Annotated in this window: 15 protein-coding genes; 10 read left to right on the plus strand and 5 right to left on the minus strand. The window is 67.5% G+C overall.

What is annotated here, in order from left to right:
* Positions 1-170 precede the first annotated feature (170 nt).
* A complete protein-coding gene (locus G9E11_RS03520) occupies positions 171-581 on the plus strand; it encodes a YybH family protein (RefSeq protein ID WP_190602946.1) in 411 nt (136 codons plus the stop codon).
* Entirely contained in the window at positions 581-2,128 is a 1,548-nt protein-coding gene (locus G9E11_RS03525; RefSeq protein WP_190602947.1) for a purine-cytosine permease family protein, read from the plus strand. The genes G9E11_RS03520 and G9E11_RS03525 overlap by 1 nt, the downstream gene beginning before the upstream one ends.
* Before the next feature lie 19 nt (positions 2,129-2,147).
* Here the strand turns inward: G9E11_RS03525 and G9E11_RS03530 are convergent, their stop codons facing one another.
* Positions 2,148-3,056 (minus strand): LysR family transcriptional regulator ArgP, encoded by a 909-nt coding sequence (locus G9E11_RS03530; protein ID WP_190602948.1) that lies wholly within the window; start codon positions 3,054-3,056, stop codon positions 2,148-2,150.
* 69 nt (positions 3,057-3,125) lie between these two features.
* Here G9E11_RS03530 and G9E11_RS03535 point away from each other — a divergent pair, with 69 nt between their 5' ends.
* The gene (locus G9E11_RS03535) at positions 3,126-3,731 is read left to right on the plus strand and encodes a LysE/ArgO family amino acid transporter (protein WP_190602949.1); all 606 of its coding nucleotides are present in this window, start codon (positions 3,126-3,128) and stop codon (positions 3,729-3,731) included.
* Positions 3,732-3,803: 72 nt separating this feature from the next.
* Here the strand turns inward: G9E11_RS03535 and pdxR are convergent, their stop codons facing one another.
* Positions 3,804-5,228: a MocR-like pyridoxine biosynthesis transcription factor PdxR gene (pdxR, locus tag G9E11_RS03540; protein WP_311764300.1), complete on the minus strand. Its 1,425-nt coding sequence runs from the start codon at positions 5,226-5,228 to the stop codon at positions 3,804-3,806.
* Between the two features lie 86 nt (positions 5,229-5,314).
* Between pdxR and G9E11_RS03545 the strand changes: the two genes are divergently transcribed.
* From G9E11_RS03545 to G9E11_RS03565, 5 genes are all read left to right on the plus strand, one after another.
* The gene (locus G9E11_RS03545) at positions 5,315-6,211 is read left to right on the plus strand and encodes a dihydrodipicolinate synthase family protein (protein WP_190602950.1); all 897 of its coding nucleotides are present in this window, start codon (positions 5,315-5,317) and stop codon (positions 6,209-6,211) included.
* 11 nt (positions 6,212-6,222) lie between these two features.
* Complete coding sequence (locus G9E11_RS03550) at positions 6,223-7,509, plus strand: MFS transporter (RefSeq protein WP_190602951.1); 1,287 nt, start codon at positions 6,223-6,225, stop codon at positions 7,507-7,509.
* Positions 7,510-7,637: 128 nt separating this feature from the next.
* Positions 7,638-8,555: a diacylglycerol/lipid kinase family protein gene (locus G9E11_RS03555; RefSeq protein WP_190602952.1), complete on the plus strand. Its 918-nt coding sequence runs from the start codon at positions 7,638-7,640 to the stop codon at positions 8,553-8,555.
* Positions 8,556-8,600: 45 nt separating this feature from the next.
* A complete protein-coding gene (locus G9E11_RS03560; RefSeq protein WP_190602954.1) occupies positions 8,601-9,584 on the plus strand; it encodes an aldo/keto reductase in 984 nt (327 codons plus the stop codon).
* A 159-nt stretch (positions 9,585-9,743) separates the two neighbouring features.
* Entirely contained in the window at positions 9,744-10,187 is a 444-nt protein-coding gene (locus G9E11_RS03565) for an HPP family protein (RefSeq protein WP_190602957.1), read from the plus strand.
* Here G9E11_RS03565 and G9E11_RS03570 read toward each other — a convergent pair.
* The gene (locus G9E11_RS03570) at positions 10,135-11,064 is read right to left on the minus strand and encodes an ACT domain-containing protein (RefSeq protein ID WP_246468661.1); all 930 of its coding nucleotides are present in this window, start codon (positions 11,062-11,064) and stop codon (positions 10,135-10,137) included. The two genes, G9E11_RS03565 and G9E11_RS03570, sit on opposite strands and share 53 nt — an antisense overlap.
* Before the next feature lie 268 nt (positions 11,065-11,332).
* Here G9E11_RS03570 and G9E11_RS03575 point away from each other — a divergent pair, with 268 nt between their 5' ends.
* Together G9E11_RS03575 and G9E11_RS03580 are read left to right on the plus strand one after the other, a co-directional pair.
* Positions 11,333-12,328, plus strand: a complete 996-nt coding sequence (locus G9E11_RS03575) for an SMP-30/gluconolactonase/LRE family protein (protein WP_190602959.1) — start codon at positions 11,333-11,335, stop codon at positions 12,326-12,328.
* Positions 12,329-12,495: 167 nt separating this feature from the next.
* Positions 12,496-13,572 carry an FUSC family protein gene (locus tag G9E11_RS03580; protein ID WP_190602960.1) on the plus strand — a complete coding sequence of 359 codons (1,077 nt, stop codon included), beginning with the start codon at positions 12,496-12,498 and terminating at the stop codon, positions 13,570-13,572.
* Positions 13,573-13,590: 18 nt separating this feature from the next.
* Here G9E11_RS03580 and G9E11_RS03585 read toward each other — a convergent pair whose 3' ends face one another.
* Both G9E11_RS03585 and G9E11_RS03590 read right to left on the minus strand, forming a co-directional pair.
* On the minus strand, positions 13,591-14,052 hold the full coding sequence (locus tag G9E11_RS03585; protein WP_190602963.1) for a hypothetical protein: 462 nt from the start codon (positions 14,050-14,052) through the stop codon (positions 13,591-13,593).
* Complete coding sequence (locus tag G9E11_RS03590; RefSeq protein ID WP_190602965.1) at positions 14,052-16,487, minus strand: molybdopterin oxidoreductase family protein; 2,436 nt, start codon at positions 16,485-16,487, stop codon at positions 14,052-14,054. Before G9E11_RS03590 ends, G9E11_RS03585 begins: the two co-directional genes overlap by 1 nt.
* Positions 16,488-16,536 lie beyond the last annotated feature (49 nt).

The following is a 16,536-nucleotide window of genomic DNA, read 5'->3' on the forward strand; positions in this document are numbered from 1 at the left end:
CCTCCGGATCCGACAATGCGATCAACCAACAGCATCGCGCCACAAAAGTCACTTCCACGCAACAAATGTTGACTAGAAGATACCCGTCCGGTTAACTGGCAACCTGACCGGATGTGAGCTGGGCCACGTCACGGCTGAAACCTTGCAAGCAACGCCGAGAGTGAGCTCCCGTGGACTTAATCACCACCGCCGAGGTCGAGTCAGCAGCGCAGAGGCTGATGACCGCCTTCGCGGCCACCGACACTGACCGCTACTTCGACTGTTTCGCGCCCGACGCGACTTTCGTCTTCCATTCCGAACCAGACCGCCTGAGTTCGCGTGGAGAATACCGCTCCCTGTGGCAGAGGTGGCTCGAGGATGGTTGGCGGGTCGCAGAATGCGCAAGTTCTAATGCACACATCCAGATTGCTGGCCCATTGGCCGTGTTCAGCCATGATGTCGAAACCGTCATCGACGTTTCTGGCACAAAAGAGACCCTTCTTGAGAGGGAGACCATCATTTTCGCCAGGACGGAGACTGGCAGAGTGCTCGCCATTCACGAGCACCTTTCTTCGTCGCCTGTTAGCTCGAAGGCGATCTAATGACATCAAATTCCAAAGCCCCTGCCGTGACTGAAGTCGAAAAGCATGGCATCGAACCGATTCCCGCCGCCGACAGGACGGCGAAACCGCTGGACTTGTTCCGTCTGGTGTTTGGCGGTGCAAACACCTTTGCCACGGTGGTCCTGGGATCGTTTCCGATCCTCTTTGGGCTGTCCTTCAAGGACGCACTGGTGGCCACGGTCCTGGGCGTAGTGGTTGGCGGCCTGATACTGTGCCCGATGGCTGTTTTTGGCCCGACCAACGGGATGAACAATGCCGTTTCGTCGTCCGGGCATCTGGGCGTGCATGGCCGTGTTGTGGGGTCCTTTTTGTCACTCCTGACGGCGTTCGCGTTCTTCTCGATCTCTGTGTGGAGTTCAGGGGACGCGCTGGTAGGGGGTGCGAACCGCCTCGTCGGCCTGCCCCAAAACGCGGTGACGCTAAGCCTCGCCTACGGCGTCTTTGCTGTTCTGATCCTGACCGTGTGCATCTATGGGTTCCGTTTCATGCTCTGGGTCAACAAGATCGCGGTGGTAGCCGCGTCCCTGCTGTTCCTGCTCGGCATCGTTGCGTTTGCGGGTGCGTTTGACCCGTCCTACGCCGGGACGTTCGGGCCGGGGGCGGACTCCGCTGCCAGCGCCCTGTTCTGGCCATCCTTTATAGGATCGGCGCTGATCGTCATGTCCAACCCGGTCTCCTTCGGCGCGTTCCTGGGCGACTGGTCCCGGTACATCCCGGCCGAGACTCCTAAGCGAAAGGTCATGACTGCTGCTTTCCTCGCCCAGGTTGCCACTCTGGTGCCGTTTGGCTTCGGGCTGGTCACGGCCACCATCATTGCCACGAAGGCGCCGGCGTTCTTCGAGAACTCAGACTACGTGGGCGGGCTGCTGGCTGTTTCCCCTGCGTGGTACTTCCTGCCGGTGTGCCTCATTGCGCTGGTAGGGGGCATGTCCACGGGCACCACCGCGCTTTACGGAACGGGCCTCGACTTCTCCAGCGTCTTTCCCAGGTTCTCCCGCGTCCAGGCCACGTTGTTCATCGGGTCCATCGCCATCGTCTTCATCTTTGTGGGCCGCTTCGCCTTCAACATAGTGCAGAGCATCGCCACGTTCGCGGTGCTCATCATCACCTGTACGGCTCCTTGGATGATCATGATGATGATCGGGTACGTGACGCGGCGGGGCTGGTACGACGCCGACTCCCTCCAGGTTTTCAACCGCCGCCAGGTCGGTGGCCGATACTGGTTCAACGGTGGGTGGAACTGGCGTGCTATGGGCGTCTGGATCTTCTCCGCAGTTATGGGAATCATGTTCGTGAACGTTCCAAACCAGTTCGTCGGTGCTCTCGGCAACCTCGCCGCGGGAGTGGACCTAAGTATCCCCGTTTCCATTGGCTTGGCTGCGGTTCTTTATCCCGCGGTGCTGTGGCTCTTCCCGGAACCCGCTGACGCCTATGGCCCGGCCGGACCAAGGTTCGTTAGGGCGGCGGCACCGAAGAATATCCCGATTGTTGACGAAAAGAAGGATCTGGAATCCGCACTGTTCTGACAGGACCGCCGCACAGAAACTAGTTTCGGTGCGGCGGCAGGGTTTGGGCGGCGCGGACGACGGCGTTTGTCACCTCCGTGAGGCCCGGCGATTCCAGCGTCCACACCTGCCAGTAGAGCCGCAGGTCCTCGCTCCAGGCCGGGTCGAGCTCAATGAGCGAGTGCTCGGGATCCTGCTGGTCGGGCACCATGCCCCAGCCCAGGCCTGCATGAACTGATTCGACGAACTGCACGGAATCCGGGATGTAGTGCTGTGGGGGAGTGGCATCCGGGGCCGCGCCCGCGAGGACCGCCAGCTGGTGGGTGTCCTTCCGGTCGTACTGCATGACGGGGGCCGCGGCGAGGGCTTCCGGGGTGGGCCCGTCGGGGAACCAGCGCGCCACGAAATCGTGCGACGCTTTGGCCCGGTACACCATGGTGCCGAGGGGGCGGATTGTGCATCCCTGCACCGGCCGGGGATCCGCGGTGATCGCGCCTACGGCGTCGCCGGACCGCAGGAGGTCGGCGGTGGCGTGCTCGTCGTCGCGCAGCAGCTCGAGGGCCACCCGGCCGCCGAGAGCAATTTCCTGGTAGGCCGCGGGGAGCCACGTCGCGATGGAGTCCGCGTTGGCCACGATGGGAACCCGCAGCCGCTCGGCGCTGGGCAGTCCGCCGCCGTCGTTCTCTTCTGCAGATGCTGGCCCGCGCAGGGCAAGGACCGCCTCGTCCGCGAGGAGCAGGAGCTGGCGCGCGGAACGGAGGAGCTGTTCGCCCGCAGGCGTCGGCCGGACCGGCTTGAGGCGCCGCACCAGCACGCTGCCCACGGAGCGCTCAAGCGCCTTGATGCGCTGGCTCACGGCTGAGGGCGTGAGCCGCAGTTCGCTCGCGGCGGCGTCGAAGGTCTCGTGATCGACGACGGCGGCAAGCGCGCGGAGCTGGTCGAGGTCCATGAAGATATTCTAATGAATCTACAGAAATAGTGAATTGCATTTCACCTTCTCCGATCGTACCTTCGAAGAATGCTCACCTTCCTGACCGGGCTCGGCGCCGGGCTCGGCCTCATTATCGCCATCGGCGCCCAGAACGCGTTCGTCCTGCGGCAGGGCCTCAAGCGGGAGGCGGTCCTGCAAGTTGTCCTGGTGTGCCTCGCCAGTGACGCGGTCCTGATCCTGGCCGGAGTCGCCGGAATCGGGGCACTCGTCCAGAACGCTCCCGCCCTGCTCGCCGTGGTGCGGTGGGTCGGCGCCGCGTTCCTCCTCGCCTACGCAGCTTTCGCCGCCCGGCGCGCCCTGCGGCCCGGGATCCTCGAGGCCGCGGACTCCCCGGGCAGCGGGACGGTCTGGTCGGCGGTGCTCACCGCCGCCGCCCTCACCTGGCTCAACCCTCACGTGTACCTCGACACGCTGGTGCTGCTGGGCTCGCTGGCCAACACCCACGGCGATTCCGGCAAGTGGCTCTTCGGGGCAGGGGCGGCCGCCGGCAGCGCACTCTGGTTTCCCCTGATCGGCTACGGCGCTCGCGGCCTCAGCGGCTTCTTCGCGCGGCCGGCGTCGTGGCGCTTTCTTGACGGCGGCGTCGCCGTGCTCATGCTCACTCTCGCGATCGTCCTCGCGGCCGGCCACTGACGCCCGCACTCGGGCAGCGACGCTGGGCGGCGCAGCGGCGGCGGCCGCGCTGGTGGTGACGAGCTACGTTGTTTACGGGGAGCCGCCGGCCGTGCGGTCGAGTATCCCCGCGATGATGTCCAGCGCACGGGCAAGCTGAAGATCGGTCGGGGCGCCATACCCGATGACCAGGCCGTTCTCCGGCGTCCGCTCCGCAAAGTAGCTTGCCAGCGTCACGACCCGAACCCCCAGTGCCAGTGCTTCCTCGGCCAGGCGCCCGGCAGGAACGCTCGGCTGGAGACGGATGACGGCGTGCAGGCCGCCGTCCAGGGCCGCCAACTGGACATCTCTCCGTCCTCCAAGGCGGTCGAGAAGCAGTTCGCGGCGGTGGGCGTACTGGCGCCGGGCCCGGGCGATGTGCCGTGCGAGGCCGCCGCCGGCAATGTAGGTGGCCAAGGCCGACTGCATCACCCCGGGAACGGGTGTGCCGAGGTCAAGCCGCGCGTCCTTTAGGCGCTGCCCGGAAGCACCGCGAACCACGAGATAGCCGCAACGCAGCCACGGGCTCAGCGACTTTGAGAAGGTGCCTACCAAAACGACTTCGGCCGCGGAAGGCAGTGAGGCAAGGGCGGGCAGGAGCATCCTGCGGTGCCGGAACTCGCTGTCATAGTCGTCCTCGAGAATGATCACGCGATTGGCTTCGGCCCATGCCAGCAGGGCAAGCCGTTCCTTCACGGGCATCCGGCCGCCCAGGGGGTACTGGTGGCTGGGCGTTACCAGGATGGCCTCTGGATGGCGACCAAGAGCCGCAAGCTGTGCTGCCTCCAGCCCGTCGTCAGCAACCGGAAGGGTTTCCACCGCGGCTCCCGCCGCGGAAAGCACCCGCCTGGCCGTGGGATAACCGGGGTCCTCCATCAGCACGCGGGGCGCGCCCGCCTGGCCACGGAACGCTGCGACGATCAGCTGCAGGGCGTCACTGGTGCCCGCTGTGATGATGACGTCCTCGGCACTCACCGTAAGTCCGCGGGACGCGGCGAGGTGACCTGCCACGGCAGAGCGGAGGACCGGGGTGCCCAAGGCGTCCGGAAGCTCAACCTCCACCGGCTCGGCAACAGCCTTCCGCCAGGCGGCCCGCCAGTCACGGTCACGGAACGGGGCGCCGGACGGCCGCCCCGGCGTGAGGTCGATCGTTACGGTCTGCTCGGTGCCGGCTGCCTCTTGGGTGCCTTCGGACGCCATGCCCCGGCCGTCGGCGCGCACTGCCACGCGGGTACCACCCGAGCCCTGGCTTTCCAGGTAGCCCTCGCCGGCAAGCTGTTCGTAGGCGCGGACCACCACTCCGCGGGAGACGCCCAGCCCGGTGGCAAGGCGCCGCGATGCCGGCAGGCTGTGATCCTGACTCAGGGTGCCGTCCAGGATCGCTTCCCGGAGGCGGCTGACCAGCTGGGCGGCAAGCGGAACGCGGCTTTGGTGGTCCAGAACGAGCGGCAGTTCGGCTTCGATCTTGGTCCTCCTGATTTAGGGATTCTTGGATCTATGCTAGGACCAATCCGGCTGTGAGCATGAAGGAAAACCAAAGCTCAACTGAAGAGAGGACACGCCTCGTGTTTACCGGCCTCTGTGCATTTCCCCTTACTCCGCTCGCCGGGGACGACGTCGACGAAGCCGCGTTTGTGCGGCTGGTCTCCCGGTGCGCCGGTGCCGGGGCGGATTCGATCGGTGTGCTGGGTTCGACGGGCATCTACACCTACCTGCTGCGCGAGGAACGCCGCAAGGTTGTAAGAGTCGCCGTCGAAGCTGCCCAAGGGACGCCCGTGGTGGCAGGTGTCGGTGCCATGCGCACCCGTGATGTGCTGGATTGCGTCGAAGATGCCGAGAGTGCGGGCGCCTCCGGTCTGCTGCTGGCGCCGGTATCGTATCAGCGGCTGACCGAAGAAGAGGTCTACGGCCTCTACCAAGAGGTCTCATCCGCATCCGATCTTCCGATTGCCGTCTACGACAATCCGGCCACCACAGGCTTCACTTTCTCCGATGAACTCCACGGCCGCATCGCCGAACTTCCGGGCATCGCGTCGATCAAGTTCCCGCCCCCGGCGCCGGGCCTGGCCGCGGACCGCATCGCCCGGCTCCGGGCGGCCGTTCCTAAGAGTGTTTCCCTGGGCATCAGCGGCGACTGGGCCGCGGCAGAGGCGCTGCTCGCTGGGTGCGATGTTTGGTACTCGGTCATCGCCGGCCTGTTTCCCAAAGCTGCCAGGGGAATCGTTGACCTTGCCCAGACCGGCCAGACCGGCCAGGCCGACCCGGCGCTGAAGGCATCGGCCGTGCTGGAGCCAGTGTGGGCGTTGTTCCGCACCTACGGGAGCCTGCGCGTCGCTGCCACCATGGCCGAAGTGCTCGGCTTCGTGAAGGCGCCATGCCTGCCCCGCCCATTGCAAAGCCTGGACGCCAAGGGCCGCACCAGGGTCGAGGAAGCCCTGCACCTCAGCGGACTGGGCGCCTGAGCAGGTGCGGCATGGGTAGCCTGAACCGCGGCGCGGCGGAGCAAAAACCACGGGCAGAGCAAGAAGCGCCGGGGTGGCGGACAGCCCAGCGCGGTCAGCCGGCACCCGACCCGGCCCGCGCCGGAAGCGGCGGACTGGCCCGTTACGTGGTGGCCGCGACGCTGGCGCGCACCGCGGACGGAGGGGCCGTCGTGGCCATTGTCCTCATGGTCACAACCAGCGGGGCACCAGGTTGGCTGGCGGGCCTGCTCGGCGCCTGCATCACCGCCCCGCACCTGCTGGGGCCGCTGGTGGCGCGGGGCCTGGACTCCTGCCGCGACGGCCGCGTCCTGATCGCGTGGGCGTGCGTCGTGCACGGCGCCACCCTGGCGGCTGCCGTGCTGCTGTACCCGGTGACGTGGCCGGCGGTGACTGGGGTTCTGCTCGTGACGTCCGGCCTGGTGGGCCCCCTGCTGACCGGCGGCATCAGCAGCCGCCTTCCGGCGATCGCCGGCCCGGACCAGGTCAGCCAGCGCCGGGCCCAGGGGTGGGATGTGGCCACCTACGGGATCGGCGGGACCATCGGCCCGAGCGTCGTGGCCGCAGTCTCCGCCTTGGCTGGACCCACAGCGGCCGCGCTCATCCTGGCGGCGGCCACATTCGTTGCCGCCGCCGTCGTGCGGTTGTTGCCGTACGCGCCTCCTGCAGCGCGGGCAGCCGATGTTCCGAAGCCGGTTCAGACCCTTCGGCTGATGGCCGTAACGGGCCGCCTGAGGAGGATGCTGTACCTCACCGTGACCGTGGCGTTCTCAGTTGCCGCCCTGCCAATCGCGGCCGTCGCCTCCACCGCAATGTTTCAGGTGCAGCCAGCGGCCGCTGGCGTCCTGACGGCCGCTTACGGGCTGGGCGGCCTGGCCGGTTCGGCCGCAGTAATGTGCCGCCCGCTGCGGGGCAACGCGGACCGGCTGGTCACGCGCCTCGCGGGACTGGTGGCCGCGGCGCTCGCGGTGGCCGCCTTGTCCGGGTCCTTTGCGCCCGCAGTCGCCGCGTATGCAGCTGCGGGAGCCATGAACTCGTACTTCTTCGCGGCCACCCTCGCCGCCCGCAGCGAGTTTGCTCCGCCGCGGGTCCGGGGGCAGGTGTTTGTTTGGGTTGGTGCCCTCAAGATCACCGCGGGGTCGGCCGGAACAACCGCGGCCGGCGTCGTCATTATGGGGGAGCCGCAGCTCCCACTGTTCCTTGCCGCCGCACTCATTGTGACCGTTGCCGGGGCATCGGTCCTGGACCGCCGCAGCGCTGGTGGCCTGGAGCCGGGGTGATGACAGCAGGGTGCTGAGGGCCGCCGGCTGCGCGTCGATGGACTTAGGTTCGTGCCCATATCCCGGGAACGCGGTTACGATTTGAGTTCCGGGGCTTTCGGGCCCGCCCGCAGCAGCCGAAGGACACCATGACCGCCCAGAATGCTTCCTCGCCGCCACGGGCCGCCGTGGTCGTGAATCCCGCCAAGGCTGTTGGCGCCGACCTCCGCGCCGCGCTGGTCCGGCTGTGCGACACGCAGGGCTGGGCCGAGCCGTTGTGGCTGGAAACTACCGTTGAGGACCCGGGCGTGGGCCAGGCCCGCGAGGCGCTGGAGGCGGGGGTCGACGTCGTTATTGCCGCCGGCGGCGACGGTACCGTGCGGTGCGTGGCTGAGGCGCTGGCCGGGACCGATACGCCGATGGGGATGGTGCCGCTAGGCACGGGCAACTTGCTGGCCCGCAATATGGGCGTGGATATCTCCGATCCCGTCTCCGCCGCGTACGACGTCCTGAACGGCACCGTCCGCACGATTGACGTCGCCAGGAGCACCTTTGACGGGTCCGACGGCGAGAACGTCTTCCTGGTGATGGCCGGCGTGGGCTACGACGCCGCGATCATGGCGGACACGGTGGACGCACTGAAGGACCGCATGGGCTGGCTCGCTTACGTTGAAGCCGGCATCCGCAAGCTGCCGGGCAAGCCGGTCAGGGCCACGGTCAAGGTGGACGGCAAGCACCCCGTCAAGCGGCGGATCCGCAGTGTCATGGCCGGCAACTGCGGTCGGATCATGGGCGGCATCGAGATTTTCCCGGAGGCGAAGGTCGACGACGGCATCCTGGACCTGCTGATCCTGGCCCCCCGGGGGCACTTCGGCTGGCTGGGCGTCGCGGCAGGCATCTTCGGCCGCAAGAAGAACCAGAAGGAATCCGCCGAGTACTTCCAGGGCAAGAAAATTGAGGTGACCTTGGAGCACGAGGAGGAGTTCCAGCTCGACGGCGACCACATGGGCACCGTCAAGAGCCTGTCCATCTGGGTGGAGCCCGGGGCGCTCAAAATCCGGATGTAGACCTGCTCCGACAGAGGACGGCATGGCAGGGAAAGGAAGTACCGAATGAAGACGGTCCGACTTGGAAACTCCGGGCTGGAAATCAGCGCAGTGGTCCTGGGCATGATGAGCTACGGCGATCCGGAGAAGGGGTCGCACGGGTGGAGCGTGGGACTCGATGAAGCCAGGCCTTTCGTGCGGCGCGCTTACGAGGCGGGGATCACCACCTTCGACACGGCAAATGTGTACTCGGCCGGCTCGAGCGAGGAGATCACCGGCACCCTGCTCAAGGAACTGGCCCCCCGTGAGGAGGTCCAGATCGCCACCAAGGTCCACGGCCGGATGCGCCTGGCCCGCAACGGGGGTGGCCTCAGCCGGGCCGCGATCATGCATGAGATCGACGCGTCCCTCACCCGGCTTGGCACCGACTATGTCGACCTGTACCAGATCCACCGCTACGACCCGGTGACACCGGTCGAGGAGACGATGGAGGCCCTGCACGACGTCGTGAAGGCGGGGAAAGCCCGGTACATCGGGGCGTCAAGCATGTGGGCCTGGCAGTTCGCCCGGATGCAGCATGTGGCGGAGCTGCATGGCTGGACCAGGTTTGTGTCCATGCAGGATCAGTACAACCTCCTCGAGCGGGAGGAGGAACGCGAAATGCACCCGTTCTGCCAGGCCACGGGTGTGGGAGTCATCCCCTGGAGCCCGCTGGCGCGCGGAAACCTGACCCGGCCGTGGGGTGCTGCCGGCTCAGGGATCCGGCAGGACACGGACGAGTTCGGCAAGGGGCTGTACAAGCAGGACGAGGACGCGAACAGGGCCATCGTCGACGCCGTCGCCGCCGTGGCCGATGAACGCGGCGTGCCGATGGCGCAGATCGCTTTGGCCTGGAGCGCGGGCAAGTCCGCCGTCACCGCCCCCATCATCGGGGCGACGAAGGAACGCCATATTGACGACGCCGCTGCCGCCGTCGGAATTGCCCTGACCGACTCGGAGGTCCGGCGCCTCGAAGAGAGCTACACGCCCCGCAACCCCTCCGGGTTCTGACTGGACCGCGCTCTATCGGGACTGCGTCCTGGTTGGTGAACGCGGGTAATTCTGTGGCTGAGGGGGTACGGGTCACCACAACACCGGATGCAGGGCGTTGAGGGACTCGGGAGGATCGGCGATGGCGCAGGCTTCATTGCTGGAGCGAATGAAAAGCCAATGGCACGGGCTCGGGGCCGGTGTGTATGCGGCTGCCCTGGTGATCGTGGTCCTGGGAGTCTGCGGAGTCGTCGGCGCGCTCCTTCATCTCCCGAGCAGGAGGCGTCGAGGCCGGTCAACGCGCTCGCCGGCCACGGCGTCGGGTTGCTGGCAGGGGCCCTGTGCCTCTATGCCTTTGGGTTGCAGGACCAGCCCTCGGCTCCCGTGGGCGGACTGACGCCGCTGCACGTCATCAGCGGGGCCCTGTCCGTGGCGCTGACCACGCTCGCGCTGACGTGGATCGGCATGCCGCATCCGCCGGCGGGAGCGACGACGCTGATCATCAGCCTCGGCATCCTCACCACGCCGGTTCAGTTGGCGTCTGTCGCTGCCGCGGTTGTCATGACCACCCTCATCGGCTGGGGGCTGAACATGCTGCTGGGGACCCGTCCTGCGCCGAAGTGACCCTGGCTCCTTGAGCGTCCCCGGATTCTTGAGCGTCCCGGTGTGCCAGGATTTCGGCGAGCTCCGCGAGCCGGTGGGCGCGGGCTGATTCGGCCGGCGTGAACGGCTCGCCGGGACGGAAAAAGGTGATGGGTCCGTGCCAGGCGGTCGGGATCTTCAGCATGGTGCCGGCGTCGTTCGTTGCCGTGCCATTCATTAGGGCGTGGCGGGCTGACTCGCTGCCGGGGTCGAGGATCCGGGCGGACAGCAGCTCGGCCACGGCCAGTGGCAGCTCCCCGGGAGCGGCGGCGATCCGGGCGGCCAGGCTCAGGGCCTTGGTCTGCCCGTCGGCCATGGCCAGGGCGGTGGTGGGCCAGACCTGCGCGTTCCATCCGCCGCCGTCCGCCAGGGCCTCCAGCAACTGGCGCTCGCTGACTTTTCCCGGGGCGGACAGCACGAATTCATCCAACACCCCGCCCCGGACCGGATGCACGTGGATGCCCAGGATGTTGGTGTCCAGCAGCGCCAGGGACCTGGTGATCCGCTTGAGGGCGCCGGGCTCGTCGCGGAGCACGGTTCGGGCCCGCCACAGAGCCGGAGCCGTGCCAAGGTGCCGGCGGTGACGGAGCGCGGGTGCGTGGAGCCACCGCCGCAGGATCCGCGCGGCCGAGGGCTCGGCCACCCAGATCACCAGGACGGTGGCCGTCAGGGTCAGGACGAGCACCTTGGCGACATAGGGCAGGTGCGTCTGCACCACCAGCGCGTGCACCAGCAGTTCGATCGGGAGCATGACGGCGACATTGGCCACCGTGAGGCGCGTCTTGGTGGGCTCGGGCATCTGCCCGCAGACTTCACAGCTCAGTTCGGCGGGGGATGGGGCAGTCGCGTGGCGCTTCATGCTTCCAGCCTGCCCCGCCGCTGTTACAGGGGGATTGCCCACGCGTTCCGATCCTGCGAACCATCCCCCGAATGCCTGGAGTCTTGGTCCAGATAATGGCCGCTGATGGGGCTTTTGCGCCCAATAGCTGGACAAAAACTCGGGCTATGGCCCGGGCGTGGCTTCCCCGTTCCGGGGCTATGGCCAGCCTCCGGCCCGGTCCTTACACTGAAAAGACCAGCGTGCGGAGCTCCCGTACAACGGCCTGCTCGCACGGAAAAGTCCACTCGTGGAGAGCACCGCCATGCCCATCAGCATCAGTTCAGGCCGTACCAGCCGCCTTGCAGCCGCAGGGTTCCTCGCCCTCGCCGCGCTTCTGGTCCCCGCACCCGTCGCCTCCGCCGGAGAGGCCCGGACGGTGCAGTCCCGTTCGGACGACGTCGCCCCGGTCATCCTGCTGGACGGGGCCAAGGGCGCCGAAGGCATCGCGGCCGCCGGCAGCACCAAATTCTTCGCCGGCGACCTCGTCACCGGGGACATTTACCGCGGCGACATCCGCCGGGACAAGGCCACCAGGTTCATCGACGCGCCTGCGGGCAGGATTGCCGTGGGCATGAAGGTAGACCGGCACAACGATCTGCTGTTCGTGGCCGGCGGCCCCACAGGCCAGGCCTACGTGTACAACACCGACACGGGAAAGACGGTCAAGACCTATCAGCTGACCAAGAAGAAGGACGTATTCATCAACGACGTGGCGCTCACGGACCACGGCGCCTGGTTCACCAACTCCCGGCAGGGTGAGCTGTACTTCATTCCCGTTGACGACGACGGCGACCTCGGCAACGTCCGCACGCTGACGCTGAAGGGCCCCGCGGCGGATACCAGCAAGCAGTTCAACCTCAACGGCATCGCCTACTCACGCGACGCCGGCCGTCTGGTGGTGGCCCACTCGGGCAACCAGGCGCTCTACACGGTCAGCCCGCGGAGCGGAGCCAGCACCGCGATCAAGGGCGTGAAAGTGCCCAACGTCGACGGCATCCTGGTTAAGGGCAAAACCGTCTGGGCCGTGCAGAACATGTCCAACCAGATCAGCAGGCTTCGGGTGAACTTCCATGAATCGACCGCAAAGCTGCGGGAGGTCATCACCAGCCGGCACTTCAACATCCCGACGACGGCCGCCCTCTTCGATGACACTCTCGCCGCGGTCAACGCCAAGTTCGGAGTGCTAAACGCCAAGACCTTCGAAGTGGTCACCGTGGACGCACGCACCAACGCCACCAGGTAGGCCCGCCGAGTAGGCCCCCGGCCGAGGGGCCCGGTCGGGGAGACGAACGCAACAGGACAACAGACGGCCTCCACGGGAAAGGCGGGGGCCGCCCCCGTTAAGCTGGTGAGCGGACGCCAATGCCGCCGTCGTCAGTTCCAAACTGCAACGAAAGGCGCGAAACCCCCGTGAAGCTGCTGGCCGAGATGTTCACCCTTGCCCCGGCAAACAAGGATCATCACGTCGCCGTGCGGTGCGCCGTGGGCGTCTTCGTGCCGCTGATCACCCTGGTGCTGCTGGGCCGCCTGGACCTGGCGATCTTTGCTTCCTTCGGTGCATTCACCGGAATCTATGGCCGTGGCGAGCTGCACCGCAAGCGGTTCTTCATCCAGATCCGTGCGGGTGCGCTCATGCTGCTGGTGATCCTGCTCGCCACGCTGACCGCCCGCGCGGTGCACGCGGGCGGCCTGTCCCAGGCGGCGAGCATCTGGCTGCAGGTGCTGGCCACCACCCTCGTGGCCGGTGGCTGCTCGCTGGTGATCGCCCGGTGGCGCCACCGGCCGGCGGGCTCGCTGTTCCACATTTTCGCCTTCGCCGCGATCGCGTCCATCCCCAACCAGCCGCCGTTGTGGCAGTGCATGCTGGTATCCGTCCTGACCACGCTTTTTTGCCTGGCCGTCGGGCTGTCCTCCCGGGTGCTGCGGAGCCGCCGGACCCCGTGGGAGATGCCCCCGCCCGTCCGGCTTACCGCGGACGAGAAACGTGCGGCAGGGCTCGAGGCGTTGGGCTACCTGGTGGCAGCGGGGCTCGCCGGCATCATCGCCACCCTCGTGGGCCAGCTGCTCGGCTTTGGCCACAATTACTGGGCCATGGTGGCGGCCGTGGTCCCGCTGGTGGGACGCACCACGCGGAACCGCATCGCCCGCGGCGTCCAGAGGATCATCGGCACCGTGCTGGGCCTCATCCTCCTCGCGGGCATCCTGCTGCTGCAGCCCGTGCCGTGGCAGACGGTCCTGGTGATCGCCATCTGCCAGTTCGGCGCCGAACTCTTCATTGCCCGGAACTACGTGCTGGCCCAGCTCTTCGTGACGCCGCTGGCGCTGACCTCCACGCTGCTCGTCTCCCCGGCCGCACCGGGCATCCTGCTCCGGGACCGGATCGTGGAAACGGTCATCGGCGCCACCGTCGGAATCGCCGTGGTGCTGGCCCCCGCGGTGTGGTCCCGGATGCTGCGGCGGACTCCGGCGGGCGTGCCGGCGCGGTAGGCGCTATCCAGCCACGGTTCACTCAGCCACCAGGAGCGCCTGCGGCGCGGCCTGTTTCATCCTGGTCTGCAGCCAGCGGATTTCCACCTCCGAGTCGCCCTCGCACTGCTCCACGACGCCCTGGAGTTCCTTGTCCCGGTCCCCCTTGGCGGCCTGCCCCACCATCATCCAGGTGACGTCGATGTGGTTGACCAGCACGTACAGGTCCTGCAGGTCCAGCATCAACGCCAGCGGCCCGGAGCGGACCTCCTTCACGCCGTTGGCCGTCAGCCGGTGCTCCTCCTCGCCCTCGATGTCCTCGCCGTAGCGGTCGATGACAGGCTTCAGCGCCTCCCGGTGCGCGTCGCATTTCTTGGCGAACGTCTGCAGGATGAAGTGGACGTCGGGCTCGTCACCGTGGCCGTCCGCCACCACCCGGAACGACGACGCGAGCGTGGCCTCCGCCTCGTCCAGCAGGCCGATGTAGACGGGAAGTTTCATCACTGGGCTCCTGTTGCTCGGCGGGAAGCGGTGGTGTCCGGGGCCTTCGACGGGCCGTCGCCGCTGCGCAGCTTTTCCACCCGGACGGCGGCGTTCTTGAACAGCGGCTGCTTGGACACCGGGTCCCATTCGGTGACGGTGAGTTCGTTCGCGGCCCGGTGCGGGCCGCCGTCGGACTTAAGAACGACGGCGGGATCCCCGGTCCCGCTGCCGGCGGCAGCGCCGCCGTCGGACGTGTCCCAGTACCCGTAGTGGAAGGGGGCGAAGACGGTGCCCGGGCGGATGTCGCCGACCCGCACCGGCACTTCGAGGCTGCCGCGGCGCGACGTCACCCGGGCGATGTCACCTTCCTGGCAGCCGGCGCGCGCGGCGTCCTCGACGGACATCTCGATCCACGGATCGGGCGCCGCGGCGTTGAGCCGGCGGCTGCGGCCGGTCTTGGTGCGCGTGTGGAAGTGGTAGGCCGTCCTGCCCGTGGTGTAGCGCAGCGGGTACTCGGCGTCGGGTTCCTCGTGCGGCGGGGTGTAGTCGATGGCCTTGAGCCAGGCCTTCCCGGGCTGCACCGTTGCCTTGTACCGGGTTTCGCCCGTGGTGGCGCCGGTGAGGAGGTCGTGGCCGAAGGACTCGCAGTACTCCGGCGCGGTGGGAAACTCGCCGTCGGTGTACAGCCGCTCGGTGCCGCCGGGCCGACCATCGGTGCACGGCCACTGGATGCCGCTGCCGCCGCGGAGCTTGTCGTAGCTGAGGCCGGTGTAGTCGCAGGGGCGGCCGCGCGAGCATTCCTTCCACGCCTCGAAGCCGTCCTCGGGGCCGGACCAGTCCAGCAGCGGTTGCCCGTCCTTGTCCGTGAACCCCATCCGGCGGGCATAGTCGAGGAACACGTCGAGGTCGCTCCGCGCCTCCCCCGGCGGATCGACGGCCTTCTCGGACAGGTGGACGGTCCGGTCAACGTTGGTGAAGGTGCCGGTCTTCTCGCCCCAGGCGGCGCAGGGGAGGACGACGTCGGCATACTGCGCGGTTTCTGTGAGGTAGATGTCCTGCACCACCAGGAACAGGCTGTCCTTGTCCAGGATGTGCCGGATGCGTTCGAGCTGCGGCATGGACACGGCCGGGTTCGTGGCGGAAATCCACAGCAGCTCGATGGAGCCCTGTTCGACGTAGCGGAAGATCTGCAGGGCGTGCGTCGGCGGGGCCCAGTGCGGGATGATGCCAGGGTCCACGTTCCACAGCCGGGCCAGGTCCTGCACGTGCTGCGGGTTCTCCCAATTACGGAAGCCCGGCAGGTCGCCGTCGGCCCCGCATTCCCTGTTGTTCTGGGCGGTGGGCTGGCCGTTCATCTGCAGCAGGCCGCAGCCGGGCCTGCCCAGCATCCCGCGGAGCAGGTGCAGGTTATTGACCTGGCAGGCAGACGCCGTCGCGTGGGCCGACTGGTAGAAGCCCTGCAGGACTGTGGATAGCACTCTGTCTTCAGTGCCGAAGATCTCGGCCGCGCGCCGCACGTCGGCCGCCTGCACGCCACAGGTTTCCGCCACCTTCTCCGGGGTCCAGGGCTCCACCACGCTGCGCAGCTGCTCCACGTTGGCGGTGTGTTCGGCGATGTAGTCCTCATCGATCCAGCCGTTGGCGAAAAGCTCGCGGACCAGGCCGTTCATCAGCGCCAGGTTGGTGCCCGGATGAACCGGCAGGTGCACGTCGGCGCGCCGGGCCACCTCCGTGTCGCGCGGGTCGACACACACGAGCTTTGGCGGGTTGGGCCCGTCGAGCCGGTCCAGCACGCGCGCCCAGAGGACCGTCTGCGTCTCGGCCATGTTGTGGCCGTAGAGGAAGATGGCGCTGCATTCATCGACGTCCGTGTAGCTGCCCGGCTGGCCGTCGGCACCGAAGGATTCCTTCAGCGCCGCCGCGGCCGTGGCCGTGCACAGCCGCGTGTTGCCGTCCATGTGCGGCGTACCGATTCCGGCCTTGCCGAGCATGCCCAGCGCGTAGTACTCCTCCAGAAACAGCTGCCCGCTGGTGTAGAAGCCGTGGCTGAGCGGGCCCTTGCTGGCCAGCAGCTCTTTGCTGCGCTCCACGATGCGGCCCATGGCGGTGTCCCAGTCGGTTTCCACCAGCTCGCCGTCCACCCTGATCAGCGGCCGGGTCAGGCGGTCCCGGTGCTGCTCGCCCTGCCAGCTGCCGTAGAGCCCTTTGGGCCCCAGTCGGCCGCGGTTCACCCGGTCCTGCGCGCGGCCGCGGATGCCCACCATTTTCCCGTCCTTGACGGCAATGTCGCAGCCGCAGCCGTTGCTGCACAGGACGCAGGCTGACTGCACCCAGCGGTCCACGTCGCCGTCGGTCAGCCCCTCCGCCAGAACCTGGTCCACGCGCTCGGGCCACGCCTGCCCGCTTCCGTGCGGTGTCCGCTCGCCCCAGATGTCTGCGATCCGGTCCGTCATGAGGTCAGCCTCCAAGGATGGTAAGTGAACTTACTGTCCTTAGGTTACC

Origin of the sequence: Arthrobacter ipis (genome assembly GCF_014694315.1) — a bacterium.
GTDB classification, from domain to species: Bacteria; Actinomycetota; Actinomycetes; order Actinomycetales; family Micrococcaceae; genus Arthrobacter; species Arthrobacter ipis.

Excerpts from the sequence above, each read along its gene's own strand:
- G9E11_RS03555 (WP_190602952.1), top strand. The coding sequence starts at position 7,638 with ATGACCGCCCAGAATGCTTCCTCGCCGCCACGGGCCGCCGTGGTCGTG.
- G9E11_RS03565 (WP_190602957.1), top strand. The coding sequence starts at position 9,744 with ATGGCACGGGCTCGGGGCCGGTGTGTATGCGGCTGCCCTGGTGATCGT.
- G9E11_RS03560 (WP_190602954.1), top strand. The coding sequence starts at position 8,601 with ATGAAGACGGTCCGACTTGGAAACTCCGGGCTGGAAATCAGCGCAGTG.
- G9E11_RS03525 (WP_190602947.1), top strand. The coding sequence starts at position 581 with ATGACATCAAATTCCAAAGCCCCTGCCGTGACTGAAGTCGAAAAGCAT.
- G9E11_RS03550 (WP_190602951.1), top strand. The coding sequence starts at position 6,223 with ATGGGTAGCCTGAACCGCGGCGCGGCGGAGCAAAAACCACGGGCAGAG.
- G9E11_RS03585 (WP_190602963.1), bottom strand. The coding sequence starts at position 14,052 with ATGAAACTTCCCGTCTACATCGGCCTGCTGGACGAGGCGGAGGCCACG.
- G9E11_RS03535 (WP_190602949.1), top strand. The coding sequence starts at position 3,126 with ATGCTCACCTTCCTGACCGGGCTCGGCGCCGGGCTCGGCCTCATTATC.
- G9E11_RS03530 (WP_190602948.1), bottom strand. The coding sequence starts at position 3,056 with ATGGACCTCGACCAGCTCCGCGCGCTTGCCGCCGTCGTCGATCACGAG.
- G9E11_RS03590 (WP_190602965.1), bottom strand. The coding sequence starts at position 16,487 with ATGACGGACCGGATCGCAGACATCTGGGGCGAGCGGACACCGCACGGA.
- G9E11_RS03570 (WP_246468661.1), bottom strand. The coding sequence starts at position 11,064 with ATGAAGCGCCACGCGACTGCCCCATCCCCCGCCGAACTGAGCTGTGAA.